Here is an 18,095-nt window from a genome sequence, read left to right as displayed (position 1 = left end):
AAATGTTCCCCCCCTTCCATGGAATATTCTTTTTTTCGTTATCAGTTTTCTAAATTAGATGCTATTGTAGCTCCTGGAAATCCAGAAGATCCAGTAATTATCTTTCTGCATGGATATGGAAGTTCTGCTGACAATCTAACATTTTTCCCTTCAGCCTGCCCGTTTAAAGACATGCGGCCTACGTGGATATTCCCCTATGGTGTGGAGAAATTACAATCATTTTCCGGGGGAAACGCATGGTTTCCTCTAGATGAACCTCTATTTCAAAGTTTGATTTCTAATCCTGATGTTACTCCAACAACCGAACGGCAATATCAAAAATTATTTAATGTCGATTTTAATAAACCTAAGGCAGCCTTAGAAAGTCTTATAACAGAGATAAATCGTCCTCATCATGATATTATCCTTGGAGGATTTAGTCAGGGAGCTATGATGACCACCCAATTGATCCTATCTTCAAAAATTCCTTACTGCGGGGCATTAATTTGTTCTGGGGCTATGATTTTTGAAAAAGGATGGGAAGAAAATATTTCTGTCTGTGGGAAGTCTCCTTTTATTCAAAGTCATGGCTATCAAGACAATATTCTTCCTTATTATCATGGAGAGAAGCTTTATTCCCTACTGTCTAGGCAACTCGATGGAGACTTCATTTCCTTCCATGGAGGTCATGAAATACCCACAGCTGTCTTACAGAAAATTCAAAAAACTATTCCTCTATGGAAATCACGCTAATTTTCTATTGATGAACGTAAAGAAAGCAACTGCAAAGCTACCCACTCCATACAACTCGATGCGGGTGAAGAATTATTTAAAGATTGGCAAGCTTTTTCTATAATTATTAATACTTTTTCTAAAGGAAGGAGAGGTAAATTAAAAATCTCTTTAGTATATTGAGGATAGCTTAAGCTAGAAGCACTCATATTTAAAGAAAGAATAAAACGGTCTCGGAACAACTTTAAGAGAACTTCTAAAAGGAACTTAGCCTTATCTCTGAGAACTTGTTTATCAGTATCTGCAGTACCTTTAACTATTTTCCCTACTTCAGTAATATTCATAGTTCCTGAGGCATATGCTAATAGATATGTCATCTCTTCTGAATTCAGAGTAAACTGTTCTTCTCCACCGATATAAAGCACTAGACTGCGAGAAATGAGCGTTGGGGGCAAGCACTGTAATTTTGTAGATGTTAGTATGATCACACTATGTGCGGGGGCATCTTCAATAACTTTCAAAAATATAGAAATTGCGGGCAACATCATACGATCTACTTCGTGAAGAATATAAATCTTATAAGAGCCCTCAAAAGGGAAAATAGCAATGTTCCTCTTAATTTCTCTAGGAACCTCTATTGTATGTAACCTACCTTTCCCAGAAGGGAAAAATTCATAAATATCAGGATGAACATTTTGGGAAATTTTATACTGGGCATCAGGATGATCTTTCAAAAGAATATGAGCAGCTAAATTATGAGAATATAGAGAAAGCTGTGGTAAAGAAGGCCCATGTAACAGTATCGCATGGGGAAGCTTCCCTTGGCTAATACTGCTAAGTAGTGACTCCCAAGGATCTTTGACAACTTGTTTTTCTACTTGCATAGGACGAGTTCTGTATAGGCAGACATAACCTTACTTAAAGAATCTTCAATGGGTTTCCTACCGTCTAAGATAAGGTAACTATTAGGGTTCTTATGGGCAAGTGATAAAAAACCATCACGAATTTGGTTATGATAATCAAGAGACTTATTTTCAAATTTATCTAAAGGTTTTTGTTTTTGTTTTCTTTGAATTCCTTCACTTACAGGGATGTCTAAAAGACAAGTAAGGTCAGGGAGAAAACTTTCTTCACCTACCACATGATAACAAAGATTAGTAACATAATCTTTACCCAATCCCTCAGCAATTCCTTGATAGACGATTGTAGAGTCATGGAACCTTTCACAAATAACAATTTTTCCTGATTCTATAGCAGGAAGAATGGTTTCTGATATATGTTGAGCACGTGATGCAAGAAATAAAAACAAATCTGCATATGGAGAGTTCGGTGCTTGAGGTTCTAAAATCCATTGTCGCAATTTCTCTCCTAGAATTGATCCTCCCGGCTCTCGAGTTAGGACCACAGATTTCCCACTGGCAATTAACTTACTAGATAAAAGCTGTGCTAAAGAGCTTTTCCCTGAGCCTTCACATCCTTCAATCACTATAAACACTACGGATATCCTCTTGTTAAAGATCCTTGGGAGTCACTTTATTATTTAGGATAAGACACTCTGAGCTTCTTCTTCCAATGCCTCATCTCCTGTTAAGGAAAGTTTTTCCATGGCTACCAGGTGATCCCCTTCTTTAAGATGTACAAGACGCACTCCTTGAGTAGATCTTCCCATAACACGCACATCTTGCATATTAATACGAATAGCTTGACCTTGCCCGGACATTAACAAAATACTATCATGATCAGTAACTGGAATTGCTCCGAGTACATTACCATTTCTTTCGTTAATCAAAATCGAACGTACACCAACTCCACCACGATTTGTTTCTCGGAAATCACTAACTTGGGAGCGTTTACCAAATCCATTATCGCAAACTATAAGAACAGATTGACTATCTTCAACAATTTGGCAAGCAACGACACAATCATGACTATTCTTTAATGATACACCTCGAACTCCACGTGCTGTTCTTCCCATGGGACGTACTTTATCATGAGGGAAACGAACAGCCATACCTAATCTTGTAAATAGCATGACTTTTTCCTCATCATTTTTGATATGACTTGCAGCAATAAGTTCATCGCCATCATCTATTTCTAATGCTCGAATACCTTTCTTTCTGGGGTTACTGAAAGCTTCGAGACAAACTTTTTTCACAACTCCTTGTTTTGTGGCTAAAAATAAAAATCCTGCATTTTCAAAATTCTTTATATTAAGAACCGCTGCTAACTGCTCACCAGGACGAATACCCTCTAGGAAATTAATAATAGGCCTTCCTTTTGACCTTCTTTCTCCTTCAGGGAGTTGCCATACTTTTAACCAATAACATCGTCCAAAATTTGTGAAAATTAGAAGGTAGTCTTTTGTAGAAGCTGAATATACAGCTTTTAAGAAATCGGAACCTTTTTTCATATCAAAGCCAGAAACACCGTGTCCTCCGCGTTTCTGTTCTCTAAAGACTTTTACAGGCATTCTTTTGACATAATCATCTCCAGAAATTGTAATAACCATGGGTTCATTTGTAATAATATCTTCGATATCTAATGCGTCACCTGAACTAAATTCTATAGTAGTCCTACGGGGAGTTTTATGAAACTTATGTAACTCTTGCAGTTCACTTCTAATGATATCTTTAACCAATCCCTCATCAGCAAGGATACGCTTATAATAAGCAATTTTATTAAGTAATTCCTCGTATTCTTTTTGTATCTTTTCAGACTCTAGACTCGTTAATTGATACAAACGTAATTCTAAAATAGCAATTGCTTGATGCTCTGTAAAAGAAAACCTTTCGATTAATTTATGCTTAGCATGTTCCTTACTATCACTGCTACGAATAGTATTAACAACTTCATCTAAACAAGAAAGGGTTTTTAAAAATCCTTCGAGAATATGAGCTCGAGCCTCAGCTTTATTTAATTCATATCGAGTTCTTCTACGAATAATTTCTGTACGATGACTTATCCATGCTGTAATCATTCTATGGATATTCATTGTCCTAGGAAGATTTTTATCCAGAGCTAACATATTAGCTCCAAAAGTTACCTGTATATCGGTAAACTTATAAAGACGATTAATAACAACTTCTGGTGATTCTCCTTTCTTCAATTCTAGTACAACACGTATACCCTCTTTATCAGACTCATCACGAACGTCAGAAATTCCTGCTAAAGTTTTATCATTCACAAGATCTGCTATTTGTTCTATAAGTCGTGATTTATTTACGTTATAGGGCATCTCAGTTAGAATGATGTTCTCACGATTCTTTTCCTTATTTTCTTCTACATGAAGACGGGCGCGAACTTTTATCTTCCCCTTACCTGTATGATATGTAGAACGAATACCTTCGGTACCACAAATAATTCCTCCTGTTGGGAAATCGGGCCCTGGCATGACTTCTAAGATTTCATCAATCGAGGCATTAGGGCAACTTAATACTAGAAGTGTTGCTTCAATGAGCTCTCCAAGATTATGCGGAGGGATATTAGTTGCCATCCCTACTGCAATACCTGAAGAACCATTACAAAGAAGATTAGGAAACTTAGAGGGGAAAACAGTAGGTTCAGACTTAGTTTCATCGTAATTCGATACCATATCTACTGTATCTTTATCCAGGTCTTCCATAAGGAAAATAGCACTGTGCGTTAATCGGGCTTCTGTATAACGCATTGCGGCTGCAGGATCTCCATCAATAGATCCGAAGTTTCCCTGGCCGTCTACTAGAGGATAGCGCATTGCCCAATCTTGAGCCATACGTACAAGTGTAGGATAAATAACACTCTCTCCATGAGGGTGATAGTCTCCTGAAGTATCTCCGCAAATTTTAGCACATTTACGATGCTTAGCTCCTGGAGTTAAGTTCAATTGCCTCATGGCAAAAAGAATACGTCGCTGTGATGGTTTTAACCCATCACGAACATCAGGAAGTGCCCGAGAAATAATTACAGACATGGAGTAACGAAGGTAGCTTTCCTTCATTTCCTCTTCAAGATTTTTAGGGACAATAATTTCTTCTTTATTCAACATAACACTACCTGCGTCTCCTAAATATCTAAGTTATTCATTCTAATAGATAGAGCATGACTTTCAATAAATTCTCTTCTAGGGGGGACTTCTTCTCCCATAAGCATAGTAAAAATATGATCAGCTTCAACAGCATCTTTTAATGATACTCTCACTAAGGTCCTCTGCTCGGGATTCATGGTTGTATCCCAGAGCTGATCAGCATTCATTTCTCCTAATCCCTTATATCTCTGAATTTCAATTCCTTTTCTTCCTAAAGCTTTTAAGTGATCAATAACTTCTTTCAAAGTAAAGCACGTGTAGGGAAGCACCTTAGAATCTTCATTAGTGATAATCATCTCGGAATCTTTGGGAATGAGGTAATGCCGAATATCCAAACCGTAATCCTGAAGTTCTTCTTGAATCTCCTTAAAAACAGATGTTCTGTACAACTCAATAACTTTCGTAGTATCAATATCACCTGCTTTTGCAAGCTCACTATCTTTTTCTTCTATAGTGTAGAAATACTGACTGCTCTGTTTCTCATTAATTACAGGACAATAATATAACGGATATCCCCTATCTTCTTTATACATCTCTATAAATTCAGAAAAAGGAATCGCTTTTTTCTCCAAAGCAACAATAAAATTCTCTATATTCAAAATAAGTTTTACGAACTGATTAAGAGCCTCTCCAGATAATTCTCGACCTGTGTTCTTAAATACTAATTTACTATCCTCTATCCCTAGAGTTAAAAGATAATCATCCATTTCTCTTTCAGAAAGAATATAACGGGAGTCTTTTTTCTTACTGACTTTATATAGAGGTGGTTGAGCTATATATACGCATTCGTTTTCAATCAATGCTGTCATATGACGATAGAAAAACGTTAAAAGCAAAGTACGAATGTGTGAACCATCTACGTCAGCATCTGTCATAATAATAATACGCTTGTAACGTAACTTACTTATATTAAAATTGTCTGAACCAATACCGCAGCCTAAAGCAGCTATAATTGTTCCAATCTCTTGATTTTGAAAAATCTTTTGCAAACGTGCTTTTTCTACATTTAGAATCTTACCCCGAATGGGAAGAATTGCTTGAAACTGTCGATCTCTACCTTGCTTAGCGGATCCTCCTGCAGAATCTCCTTCTACAATATACATTTCACACTTTTCAGGATCCTTTTCTAAACAATCGATAAGCTTACCAGGAAGGCGCGCACTATCTAGAGCACTCTTTCTTAACGTAAGTTCTCTTGCTTTCTTCGCAGCTTCTCGTGCTTGAGCAGCTACGAATACTTTTTCTACTATCATTTTAGTGATTTGGGGATTTTCATTAAAAAACGTCGTTAAAGCTTCCCCTGTAATCTGTTGTGCTACAGAACCTACATCACTATTCCCTAACTTTTGTTTCGTTTGTCCCTCAAATTGTGGATTAGGGACTTTAACAGAAACTACACTAGTCAATCCTTCTCGGATATCCTCGCCTGTCAAAGATAGTTTATCATTCTTTGCTAAATTATGTACTTTAATATACGAATTCAATGCTCGGGTTAGTGCCGTCGAAAACCCACTAAGATGAGTTCCTCCTTGACGTGTGGGAATATTATTCGCATAAGAATAAATTAATTCCGTGTACCCTGAATTCCATTGAAGAGCTGCCTCAAATTCAATATCTCCATCATCTCCTGCTCGAGAACCAGAAATATATATGGGCTCTGGGAAAATACTCTCTTTATTTTGATTCAAATAACTAACAAAAGATTGAATACCTCCTTCATAAAAAAAACAACTTTATCAAAGCTGACATCTCTATCATCTTCAAAGATAATAGTAATACCCCGATTTAAGAAAGCAAGCTCTCGTAGCCTCTTAATTAAAATAGAGCGGTCAAAAATACATGTAGAAAAAATCTTACTATCGGGATAAAAAACAATCTCTGTTCCTTGTTTATCTGTATCCCCTAAACATTGTAAGGAAGTTAAAGGGACTCCTCGAGAAAACTCCATGGAATAGCTTTTGGAATCCTTAAATACTTTAGCAATTAATTTCTCTGATAAAGCATTAACACAGGAAACTCCAACTCCATGGAGCCCACCTGATACTTTATAACTATCTTTATCAAATTTTCCTCCAGCATGAAGAACAGTAAGAACTACTTCTAAAGCTGAGACTTCTCTACCTTGTTTCTTTGATTCTTTCTCATGGATTTGAATGGGGATTCCTCGACCATTATCAACTATAGAAATCCCTCCATCTCCTAGAATACGTACCTGGATCTCAGAACAGTATCCCGCCATAGCTTCATCGATACTGTTGTCAACAACCTCATATACTAAATGATGCAGCCCAGTGATACCTGTATCCCCGATATACATTCCAGGACGCTCACGAACGGCTTGAAGACCTTCTAAAACAGTAATAGCTGAGGCATCGTAACTTTTCTCTTTTGCGTCCATAATATATCTATCCTAACAAAAACTGTATCTCTTTCACCTTGGCATGAGGAACTCTTTGATGTAGCTGATCTATTAAACTACTTTGAGGAGTTTGTTTAAGCAAAGCGTACAGAGAAGAGTGGTAAATTTTTACTAATAAAATATGATTCTTAAATCCTAAAGCTTGGAACATTCCAGTATACTTAGTTCCTAACATTTCATTCCATGCTTCTATTACTTCTTGTGGATTAGATGCGACTATATGCTCTATCTTTTTCAAATATCCACGTAAGTAATGCTTTGCATGTTTAATTGGAGAGGCTGTTTTTTTTGATTTTTTGATTGTGCTGGGCACCTCTTGCTTCAAGAAGGGAGACATAAACATACCTGTAAAATACAACATAAATACTCAATCATACGCTGTATTACAAAGAATGCCTTATAATCTCCCACATGAAAAAAGTCAATTATTAGCCTTATAAGGTTATACCAGCCTTTTCTTAGATAAAGAAAAAATAGACAAAAACTATGTAGTTGCCGAAGGGCGATTCTGTTCTATAAGGTTACGTAAACTTATTTCTATGTCGAAAGAACAGCTACAAGGATTTTCTCTAGAAGATTCTTCTTGAGTAGTACGACTAACGCATTTTGTTCGTGTAAAGAAAAGCGTTTGTATAGCAAGAGCAGTCAAATTGAATATAGATAAAATTTCAATATAAATAACAGATATAAGAGCTGCAACGCAGGTGATTAATATAATAAGTAATTTAAGAACAAATTCAGTAATAAGTAAAACAATTCCTAAACCAGAAATTTCAACTATTCCCCGAAAATAATGGCCGAATTTATATTCAGTTGAATCTACTACCCTATAATGATTCTCGCCACACTCTCCGATAATTACGCTAGTTACTTTTCTCCCGCTCTTTTCTAAAGTGCCAAAGTAATTTGAAACGGCCACAATCCTTTGCGATCCCATAAATATTCCTACTATGGGAATGCAACCAAGAAGATTTTTCTTCCAATTGGAATGACATAAACTACTTGAGAAAGGCTCACCCCAAGGGGCTACAGGACCCAGGTTATCTGACATACGTTAGACTCCATTTTAATACCTTTTTGGAGAAAGAGAAATTTTTCCAAGACAGATAAATATACCTTTGTTTTTCTTTAGATTCTGAAAAAATGAAATTCTCAAAAGCTAAGGAATAAAAAATGTAATACTTATTTCATTAAGCAAAAGTAAAATATTACCCAAAAAGCAAGGGAAGAACAACTTTAGCTATCTCTCCTTTTAAAATTTTATCCTCTAATTGATCCACTGATAAACCGAAACTATGCGCTATGAACACCATCTGTTTCTTAGTAAAGACACCTGCAACTAATCCTCCCAAAGCTAAAGTGGATAATATAGATCCCAAGGAATCTTTCCCTGCATAAGGCAGATAGGACTGTAAACGAGTTTGAATTATTTTCGAATCACATATAGTCTTAACAATAGAGACTACCTCTTCTAAAGAAGGAGTAGGCGTTCTATCAAAGAATCTCTCCAATTCACTCATGTGCCTACTTAAAGGGGAATCTTTCCTAGCTATATTAGCCACTAATCCCAATATATTGGATGGAAGAAGTTGTGATAACTTCGACAATAATTTATGCAATTCTTCCGCTAACTTTTCTGCTTGTTTTTCACTTTCGGGCTTTGAGTCACTTAATTGAATCATCCGACGAAGATACGTTAAACTCACGCTCTCCATAGGCAGGACATACTGAATGGACATTCGAGCTCCCACAGGCTGACTCGTGTCCTCTGGCAATATCAAAACTTCCTTCCACTCTTCCCGTGTTTGTCCATGTAGGAAACATAGTGCTCCTAAAACATTACCAGAAGCCAGTAACTCAACTATATGATCACGCTGTTCCTGTGTTGCTGATAGTTTTTGCATAGATCCCACAATATACGGGTATAACTCAACATTAGCAAGACACCATCCGGTGAAAAGAAAATTCAAAAGCTTCAATGAAGAAGGATATGATCTCCTACTATTTGGCAATGTTTTAAGCAGCTGTAAAAGAGCGAGAAGAGAATCTGCAGTTTCGGGACGAGTTAATACATTATTAAGCCAAAAGCATCCTGCTGTGCGATTAAGAAATAAATCTTTTGCATTACACGTAATACGCAGTACCGAATGAGAATCGCATCCCATGAAAGGACGGAAAAACATAGATACTGCCTCTATAGCAGATAGAGGCAATTCTCCTTTATTCAGTTTATCAATAAAATTAGTTAAACCAATACAACAAGAAGTAAACTGTTTGGAAACACTAGTCTGTTCTTTTTTATAGTTAGGCAGTTGATCAAAACTAGGAAGTGGTCCGGATGATCGTGATAAACTCAATAGTTGTTTAGTACAACTTTTCACAAACAATTCCTCTTTAACATCGGAGGTAGTTTTCTCTTCTAAAACGGATGTTATTTGCTCGAAAGATTGTAAGGATTCTTCAGGAATATACGAACTTATAGAAGAAGGTTGTGAATCAGCAATGACACCTTTGTCACTTGGGGATAAGGGTTGACAAACAGAGTCACGCACTTGTTGGGAACTGCCTCTGCAACCCAAATCACGTGCTAAATCTAAAGAACAATCAATAAAACGTGCCCTTAAATCTGCAGAAACTTCAGTAAGATCGGATAATACTCTTCTGATTTTAATAAAATATGTCGCAAAAGCAACCAAAGATATTGTTGTTAATAGACAAAGAACTGATCCAGAAACAATAACACATGCTACAGGAACCGAAGGAATAATAAACAACAACAATGTTATGAGTAATAAAACAGAAGCTATAATTCCTGTGATTAAACCAATGATTTGAGCCTGTCTTATACTATTACTTTCGACTAAATTCGATGTACGGTTTTTGTCATGAGCATCAACGACTACAGGCCTAGATAAAAAACAGTCTGTATTAGGCATTAAATATTTTACCTTTAAAAAGAAAGATAAACTTTTTTCGTATTAAAATAATAAAATAATAAAATATTAAAACGTAAGAACTTTTTATCAGTTTTTATTGATAATTTTATAAAGATTCTTGACAAATCTTATCTATTCCCCTCAAACTGACGTCATCGCTTACATTTAGGGAGCTAAAGCTATATGCTGAATATTTACGATTTGCTAGGAAATGATGTTGAAAATTTATTGAACTACAAATGCCAATGTATACCCCAAGAAACCCTTACTCTACCCTCGCGTGATTTCGTTGATCGTGTCTTTGCCTATTCTGATAGGAATAATCGTGTATTAAGATCTTTACAAACTATGTTCTCACATGGACGACTAGCTGACACCGGGTATCTTTCCATTCTTCCGGTAGATCAAGGAGTTGAACACACAGCAGGAGCTTCGTTTTCCCCGAATCCGATATACTTTGACCCTGAAAATATTATTCTTTTGGCTATAGAGAGTGGCTGCTCTGCCGTAGCTTCATCCTATGGAGTTCTTAGCCTATTGTCTAGGAAATATGCTCATAAGATTCCTTTTATTTTAAAGCTAAATCATAATGAACTTCTCTCCTACCCCACTACATATCATCAAATTTTCTTTACCCAAGTAGAAAGTGCTTACTCCATGGGAGCAGTCGGTGTGGGAGCTACGATCTACTTCGGTTCAGAAACATCTTCTCAGGAGATTGTTGCTGTATCCAAAGCCTTTGCAAAAGCCAGAGAACTAGGATTAGCAACAATACTATGGTGCTATTTAAGAAATACAAATTTCATCGTTAATGGGGTTGATTATCACACAGCCGCAGATCTAACTGGTCAAGCGAATCACCTAGGTGTTACCCTTGGAGCTGATATTATTAAACAAAAACTTCCTACCTGCCAGGGAGGATTCAAAGCTATTAATTTCAGTAAAACTGATGATAGAGTATATTCAAAACTTTCATCCCCACATCCAATAGATCTTTGTCGTTACCAAGTACTCAATAATTATTGCGGTAAGGCAGGTCTTATTAACTCGGGAGGCCCTTCAGGAAATGATGATTTTGCTGAGGCTGTGAAAACCGCTGTGATTAATAAACGTGCAGGAGGCATGGGATTAATTTTAGGCAGAAAAGCTTTTCAAAAACCCCTTTCTGAGGGTATACAATTACTTAATCTCATCCAAGACGTTTATTTAGACTCTAATATCACAATAGCATAACTAAAAAGGCTTTTATGCATACCCCTTCAAAGTCATCAAAACCTTTAGGCACATTTACTGTTGGAATGCTATCTCTAGCAGTAGTTATCAGCTTGAGAAATCTTCCTTTAACAGCAAAGCATGGTTTATCCACCCTTTTATTTTATGCTATTGCCGTTGCTTGTTTTATGCTTCCCTATGCTCTTATTTCAGCTGAACTAGCTTCATTTAAACCACAAGGAATTTATGTGTGGACACGTGATGCTTTAGGGAAATGGTGGGGCTTCTTTTCCATATGGATGCAATGGTTCCATAATATGACTTGGTACCCCGCTATGCTGGCATTTATAGCGAGTACCTTGGTATACAAAATGAATCCTGAATTAGCTCATAACAAAGTTTATTTAGCTGTAGTTATTCTTACAGGATTTTGGGGACTTACCTTTTTTAATTTTCTTGGTATTAACACTTCAGCTCTATTTAGCTCTATATGTGTAATCTTTGGGACTTTAGTCCCCGGACTAATTCTAGTGTCCTTAGCTGCTTTTTGGATCATATCTGGGAATCCTATAGCTATTTCCTTCACCTGGAAAGATTTATTTCCTGAAATCAACAATATGTCTTCTTTAGTACTACTATCAGGAATGTTATTAGCTCTTTGTGGGTTAGAAGCCAATGCTAACCTAGCCTCTGATATGATTAATCCTAGGAAAAACTATCCTAAAGCAGTAGGCATTGGAGCTATTTTTACATTAGCCATTTTAGTTTTAGGATCCCTATCAATTGCTATTGTTATTCCTAAAGAAGAAATTAGCTTAGTTTCCGGATTAATTAAGGCTTTTTCTCTTTTCTTTGATAAATATAATCTTTCATGGATGACTAGTATAATTGTTACAATGACAATTGCTGGATCTTTAGGAGAACTCAATGCTTGGATGTTAGCAGGAACAAAAGGATTATTCATTTCTACACAAAATGATTGTCTTCCTAAAAAATTTAAAAAAGTGAATTCAAAAAGCGTCCCTACAAACCTCATGCTATTTCAAGCCATTGTAGTCACAATATTCACTCTAATCTTTTTATATTTAGACTCTGCAGATTTAGCCTATTGGATTTTAAGTGCACTAAGCATACAAATGTATTTAGCCATGTACATCTGCTTATTCATTTCTGGTCCTGTCCTACGAATTAAAGAACCTAAAGCTCAACGTCTCTATTCCGTACCTGGAAAATTCATAGGGATTTGTATACTATCCTTCTTAGGAATTGTTTCTTGTATATTTACTTTATGGATTAGCTTCCTCCCCCCACAAGAAATTACACTGCTATCCGGAGCAAATAAAATTGGATACTCCTTATTTTTATTACTATCTTTTTCAATCAATTGCTTAATACCTTTCAGTATATATTATACTCACAATAAACTATCCAAATCTCTTAAATAAAATTGGATAGAATTTACGATTGAAAAAAGTCATAAAAAGAAGGTTATTGATCAGAGAATAAGTTTGGAAGCAATTCTTCTAAGAATCGATTTAAAGAAATAATTTCTTTAAGATCTAATAAGCTCATACCTAGATGATTGGCCATAACTTCAAGTTCGCGTTTACCTACAATGCCCGAATTAAATAGACCAGCAATCATATGCTGAAATATGGTTTTCCAAGAAGGCATGGGCATAGCCTTAGAAAGGATTTGCCTGATAAAGCTTTGATACTTCTTATGGCTATACAAAAATTCTACTAATAAAAAGAAATTATTCATCAAGACGCGACGATTTTCTTTAATAAATGCACTTAAATCCCAAATTGATGATAAGTTTTTTGCTAAAGCAAATTTAAAACTCCATGATGATACTGAAGGTAAATTTAAACAAAACGCCATACGTAAATTCAGTTCATCTATAATTACCCGTAAAGAAGGACTATTATTCACATAATCTTCAGAATTTATTCCCGGACTCATCCTGATAGAATTTTCTCTTACTGATAAAGATTCTATGGATACCGGCAGCATGGAAATAAATTTGTTAAGCAGTTCTTTAGGTAATTGATTACAAATTAATCGAACAAAATTCCCTTCTTCTATACAAGAGCAGACTTCTTCAGTAAGAAGAGATGGATTGTAATCACGAACAATCTTTTCATAATTCTCACTAAGGAAAAATCCTGACATCCATAAATTAAAAGAACATAAAATTGATTCTAAATACGAATCATCATCCTGAGAAGTCCTTCTACTGGAGAGAGAAATTAACTGTTCAACAATTAGACAACTAATTCTAGGATTTTCTAAAACAAGAATTAAAAAATCTGCACAAGAATATTGTTGAAGTAGTTCACCCCATCTATTTAAATGATAGCATAGGGTAGTCTCAGGATTACTAGTGGAAGTAAATTTAGGAATGAATAAATCCTGAATTTCTTTCAGAATTCTTTTTGTAATATCCGAGTCATAACCAGGATCATGTAATAAAGCTGCTATTATTGCTCGAATATGCTCTTCTAATACTGTTTCTAAAGCAGCTACTCTTTCTCTAACGTCATATTTATAATCAATATGACTGTAATAACTCACGCGAATAGACACGCTTTCATCAACTCTCTCATCTAGAAGAGGTGACTCGACTTCTTGAACATCTTTATCTACTGGTAAATCTATTAAAGTTTGTAAAAAATCTTGTTCTTCATTAGAAAACTCCATTTCATTAGGAAGAACTAGACTGGGTAAAACTTGACTCTCAGAATTTAACAATGTAATAAAAATCAGCCCAGATAAACAGGTAACCACAGCAAGGCTAAAAAAACTTATAATTGCTATGGCTCCAGTCAAAACATTAGCACCAACAAGTACAGCAATAATTATAGCAATAATTGCAATACAAGAACTGAAGATGACCACAATGACAATATCTCTAGATACAAACCTATGATACAGAGATTTCACTGTGATATCATGCTGACTTCCTGTGCTTTGTAAATCAATTACAGAACGAATAAGAACCTATACAAAAATTAAAATACTAACTAAAAAAGAAAAAATTTAATAATCCAGTTATCAAGAAGAATATCACCATAGACATAATATCATTCAGGGCCGTTACAATAGGACCTGAAGCCAAAGCTGGATCGACGCCAAGCTTCACAAAAAAAATGGAGAGAGAACTCCCAAAGTTGTTGCTGTTAACGACGCTCCCAAAACTCCAGAAGCAACAGTAACTCCTAATTGCAATCCGCCTGCAAACAAATTCATCCCCATAAATCCCATCAAATAAACAACTAACCCACAAAGGATTCCTAAGGCGATTCCTGTAAGCAAACCAATACTTATTTCTTTAAATATTGTTTCTCTACGACGTCCAAAAGAAAGTGTCCCTGTCGCCATACTTCTTACTAAAATCGTACTACACTGTACTCCTACATTCCCAGACATACCGTTGATTAGGGGAATAAAGAAAATAACCAAAGCTAACAAAGAAGGTGCTATCTTCTGGAAGTATGACATTACAGAAGCACTAACTAATCCTGCACATAAAGTAACCAATAACCAAGGTGCTCTTAATAGAAACCTTTGAACAACATGACAACTGTGGTAACCAACATCTTCTGTAGTTCCCGCCATACGCGCAATAGTTTCATCAGCAATATCTTCAATAGCTTCTACAACGTCTTCATAAGTAATAGCGCCTATAAGGAAATTCTCTTCATCTACTACAGGAAGTGCTGCAATTTTATAACGTTCAACAAGATCCACCACTTCTTCTCGAGTTGCATCAGGCAAAACTTTATGCTCTACTTGATTCATAATTTGCCTTAGAGGAATTTCAGGAGGATTGATAATTAAACTACGATCTGTAACTACCCCCTGCAACTCCCCTTTAAAATCTAAAACAAATACAAGACGTGTTAAATCTATTCCTGGATTGCTTCTAATACAAGCAGCAACATCTTGCACTGTAGTTTCCATCAAAAATGCAAAAAACTCATTAGTCATTAGCCTTCCTGCAGTGTTCCTGCCGTGCTTCTGTAAGTCTCGAATCTTCAAAGCTTTTTTAAAATCTATGAGTTCTAAAATCCTACGATAACGACGATCCGGAATATCATCTAAAACCCATACAGCTTCATCCGGGGGCATCTGATCAATCAAAGAACAAACTTCCATATCAGTAAGCTTGCGAAAAATCGCCCAACGCGATGCAGAATCTGTATTAATAATAAAAGCAACTCTTGCAGCCATACAAGAAAGGTTCTTATAAAGAATAGCTCTGGAATCTGGAGGCAAACAGGAAACAGCATAAGCTAAATCTATAGGATTATACTCACTCACAATCTTAGAAAGATCATGAGAATGTATACTTGTAGACAAGCAGGTGAACACCTTTTCTAACTTAAAGCTCAGCTCATCATCCAGGTGACTTGTTTTTGAATCCATTAAGTTCCCAGAACTTAAAGACGCATCTAACTTTTCTTCATTTCTATTTTGTTCGCCAACCACAACTTGCCCCTCTGATTTGCCATGACTTCATGAAAATCACGACCTGCCCTTAAATTTTCTAAATAAGGATCATTTAACCAACGCGATTCTGTAATCTTAAATCCAAAATCAACAGAACGCAATAACATGTTCCATGCTTGATTTACTTCTTTCTTTATAGCATAAAATTTAGCTAAAGTATAATAGGCCTCACAACATCCTAATGCAATAGATTGCTCTAAATACATTTTAGCTAGGTTCCCTGATTCAATACAGTTACGTTTCCAAAATAAAAATAACCACGCTTTACCTAATAAAAGTAACAACTCCTCTTGATCAGAATATTCGAAAACTAAACTATTTAAAATAACTAAAGCCTGCTCAACCAGCTCCTCGTCTAATAATAACCTCCCCTTCCCAAGAAGAGTAGAAGCTAGAAGAAGCTTTGCTCGAAAAGACAATTTTTCTTCATCTATCCTAGACAATAACGTATATGCTTCATCATAATATTTTTGAGATTGTTGAAGATCTGCCAAGAGATAACATGAATGTCCCCAAAGTTCTAGAATCTCCATTCGGTGACTAAGATCCCAAGCTTTGCGATAATATAATAATGACTCTTCTAAATAAATTTCTTTGTAAACAAGATCTGTAGTTACCTCAGCTAAACATCGTAAAGCCAATCCGTGATCACTCCAAAATAGAAATACTTCAGGACGTAAAGAACATAACCGCTTCATTACATTCACAGTTTTTTGAAGTAATAAGGCACTTTTCTTTCTCACTCCCCAAGCAAAGTAAACATCAAACAATTTTTGCCAACTACTGATACTCTCAGAGTCTCTATCAATACAAAATCGAAAACAAGATGCTGCTGATGAAAAACTTGCATCATCGCTAAAGTATAGAGCAGAACAAAGTTGAACAATACCTAAAGCATGAATCAAAGAAAAGTTTCCAGGGAAAACTTTCATAGCAGCAAGTAGACGTACACGACTTTCCTTAAATAAATTTGGCTCATCTAAATAAAGCCCTAGCATTGATATTCCACTAGCTAATAATGAAGAGAGAATAATAGGATCCCCACCTTTTTTTGAGCTAAGGATAACTTGTCTAAGCCCAATTCTATGTACTTCATATTACTATTTAACCATCCAGAACGAATTAATAGTTCGCCCCAAAAAATCCATAGTTTTGCGAATTGAGGACATGCCTGAATTGTTTGATAAACAATTCTATTTGCCTGATAAAAATGTGCTTTTTCATACGTAAGATTAAATAATTTAATCGCAGCCACAGCATAGTTATAACGGTAGCTTTCATAAGCATAATCATCAAAATTATGATTAAAGCTTAAAAAAATAGCCTTCGATAAATGTTCCATCGCTTGTTGTATATAAGAGGATCTACCAGAATTTACACCTAAAATTTGTAAACACTCCGCATAATCCGCATGTACACTCGCTTGATTAGGAACAAGATCGAGTGACTTCATAAAACAACTACAACTTTTAACTAAAAATTCCTTTGCCTTATCTTTATGATGGAAAAATAAATATGCTCGTCCCAAAGATCCATACACACGAGCAGTAGAAGCAGGAGAACGCTCTTCACTACTGATCCCAAACTGAAAATACTCCCAACCAAGATGTCTATCTAAATGAGGATGTATTTTCAATAACTGTTCAATCGCATGATGACTTGCTATCATATTAGCAAGACAACGTTCATCTCCACTTAAGGAAAATAATTCAAAATTTGCGCAAACTCTAGCAGAACATAGGGATAGCCTGTCGGAAGAACTAATACCTAGCTTTTTGAATAAAAGGTCAATATAAATTAAAACAGCATTGAGAATACGAGGATCCTTACCTTTAATCCCATAATGCATACCATAAAAAATTACTCTTTTTAAAATGGCAACACAATGATGAGTAAGCATTAATAGGCTTTCAGATAAAGCTATATAACCCTCACTCTTTTCCTTAGATCCTTCTAGGTTAACCAACTCAGAAATCAAAAAATTTATAATTTTATCTGAGTAACTAAATTCCTCAAAAGCTCCGCAATCTTCACCTGTAGAAGAAATAAAAATCAGAGGTAAATCCATCTTATATCTGTTTTACTACAACATTTGTCCTTCTCTTACATCGAAAGGATTTCTCAATTTCTCTATCCCCTTAGGATTAGGATATCAAGCCGATTCAAAAGGATCTTTTTCACTAATTATTGTGAATAATCATAAGGAAAAACTTGTATTGAAAAAGGCCCTCAAAAAAAC

Annotated in this window: 10 protein-coding genes and 3 pseudogenes; 3 read left to right on the top strand and 10 right to left on the bottom strand. The window is 35.7% G+C overall.

Going from position 1 to position 18,095, the window contains the following annotated elements; genetic code table 11:
• Positions 1 to 18 precede the first annotated feature (18 nt).
• Entirely contained in the window at positions 19 to 732 is a 714-nt protein-coding gene (locus RT28_RS01495) for an alpha/beta hydrolase family protein (RefSeq protein WP_020356208.1), read from the top strand.
• Here RT28_RS01495 and RT28_RS01490 read toward each other — a convergent pair.
• The 7 genes and pseudogenes from RT28_RS01490 to RT28_RS01460 form a co-directional block, all read right to left on the bottom strand.
• On the bottom strand, positions 729 to 1,595 hold the full coding sequence (locus RT28_RS01490; protein ID WP_020356207.1) for a DNA polymerase III, delta subunit: 867 nt from the start codon (positions 1,593 to 1,595) through the stop codon (positions 729 to 731). The genes RT28_RS01495 and RT28_RS01490 overlap by 4 nt on opposite strands.
• The gene (gene tmk, locus RT28_RS01485; protein WP_020356206.1) at positions 1,586 to 2,206 is read right to left on the bottom strand and encodes a dTMP kinase; all 621 of its coding nucleotides are present in this window, start codon (positions 2,204 to 2,206) and stop codon (positions 1,586 to 1,588) included. The genes RT28_RS01490 and tmk overlap by 10 nt, the downstream gene beginning before the upstream one ends.
• 45 nt (positions 2,207 to 2,251) lie before the next feature.
• The gene (gyrA, locus tag RT28_RS01480) at positions 2,252 to 4,735 is read right to left on the bottom strand and encodes a DNA topoisomerase (ATP-hydrolyzing) subunit A (RefSeq protein ID WP_038500399.1); all 2,484 of its coding nucleotides are present in this window, start codon (positions 4,733 to 4,735) and stop codon (positions 2,252 to 2,254) included.
• 17 nt (positions 4,736 to 4,752) lie between these two features.
• Positions 4,753 to 7,172, bottom strand: a pseudogene (gene gyrB / locus RT28_RS01475) (DNA topoisomerase (ATP-hydrolyzing) subunit B).
• A gap of 7 nt (positions 7,173 to 7,179) precedes the next feature.
• Positions 7,180 to 7,530, bottom strand: a complete 351-nt coding sequence (locus tag RT28_RS01470; RefSeq protein ID WP_038500396.1) for a DciA family protein — start codon at positions 7,528 to 7,530, stop codon at positions 7,180 to 7,182.
• Positions 7,531 to 7,677: 147 nt separating this feature from the next.
• A complete protein-coding gene (locus RT28_RS01465; protein ID WP_038500393.1) occupies positions 7,678 to 8,244 on the bottom strand; it encodes a hypothetical protein in 567 nt (188 codons plus the stop codon).
• A 157-nt stretch (positions 8,245 to 8,401) separates the two neighbouring features.
• Positions 8,402 to 10,129, bottom strand: a complete 1,728-nt coding sequence (locus RT28_RS01460) for a CT214 family putative inclusion membrane protein (protein WP_038500390.1) — start codon at positions 10,127 to 10,129, stop codon at positions 8,402 to 8,404.
• Positions 10,130 to 10,312: 183 nt separating this feature from the next.
• Here RT28_RS01460 and RT28_RS01455 point away from each other — a divergent pair, with 183 nt between their 5' ends.
• On the top strand, positions 10,313 to 11,362 hold the full coding sequence (locus RT28_RS01455) for a class I fructose-bisphosphate aldolase (protein WP_038500387.1): 1,050 nt from the start codon (positions 10,313 to 10,315) through the stop codon (positions 11,360 to 11,362).
• Positions 11,363 to 11,376: 14 nt separating this feature from the next.
• Complete coding sequence (locus RT28_RS01450; RefSeq protein ID WP_038500385.1) at positions 11,377 to 12,786, top strand: amino acid permease; 1,410 nt, start codon at positions 11,377 to 11,379, stop codon at positions 12,784 to 12,786.
• Between the two features lie 43 nt (positions 12,787 to 12,829).
• Here RT28_RS01450 and RT28_RS01445 read toward each other — a convergent pair whose 3' ends face one another.
• The 3 genes and pseudogenes from RT28_RS01445 to RT28_RS05030 form a co-directional block, all read right to left on the bottom strand.
• On the bottom strand, positions 12,830 to 14,287 hold the full coding sequence (locus RT28_RS01445; protein WP_240991526.1) for a CT214 family putative inclusion membrane protein: 1,458 nt from the start codon (positions 14,285 to 14,287) through the stop codon (positions 12,830 to 12,832).
• 76 nt (positions 14,288 to 14,363) lie between these two features.
• Positions 14,364 to 15,667: pseudogene (mgtE, locus tag RT28_RS01440) on the bottom strand (magnesium transporter).
• A gap of 131 nt (positions 15,668 to 15,798) precedes the next feature.
• Positions 15,799 to 17,924 (bottom strand): annotated as a pseudogene (locus tag RT28_RS05030) (tetratricopeptide repeat protein).
• Between the last annotated feature and the right edge of the window lie 171 nt (positions 17,925 to 18,095).

This window comes from Chlamydia avium 10DC88, from assembly GCF_000583875.1.
GTDB classification, from domain to species: Bacteria; Chlamydiota; Chlamydiia; order Chlamydiales; family Chlamydiaceae; genus Chlamydia; species Chlamydia avium.
Note: the sequence above shows the minus strand (reverse complement) of the source record. Positions and strands in the feature narration are given on the sequence as shown.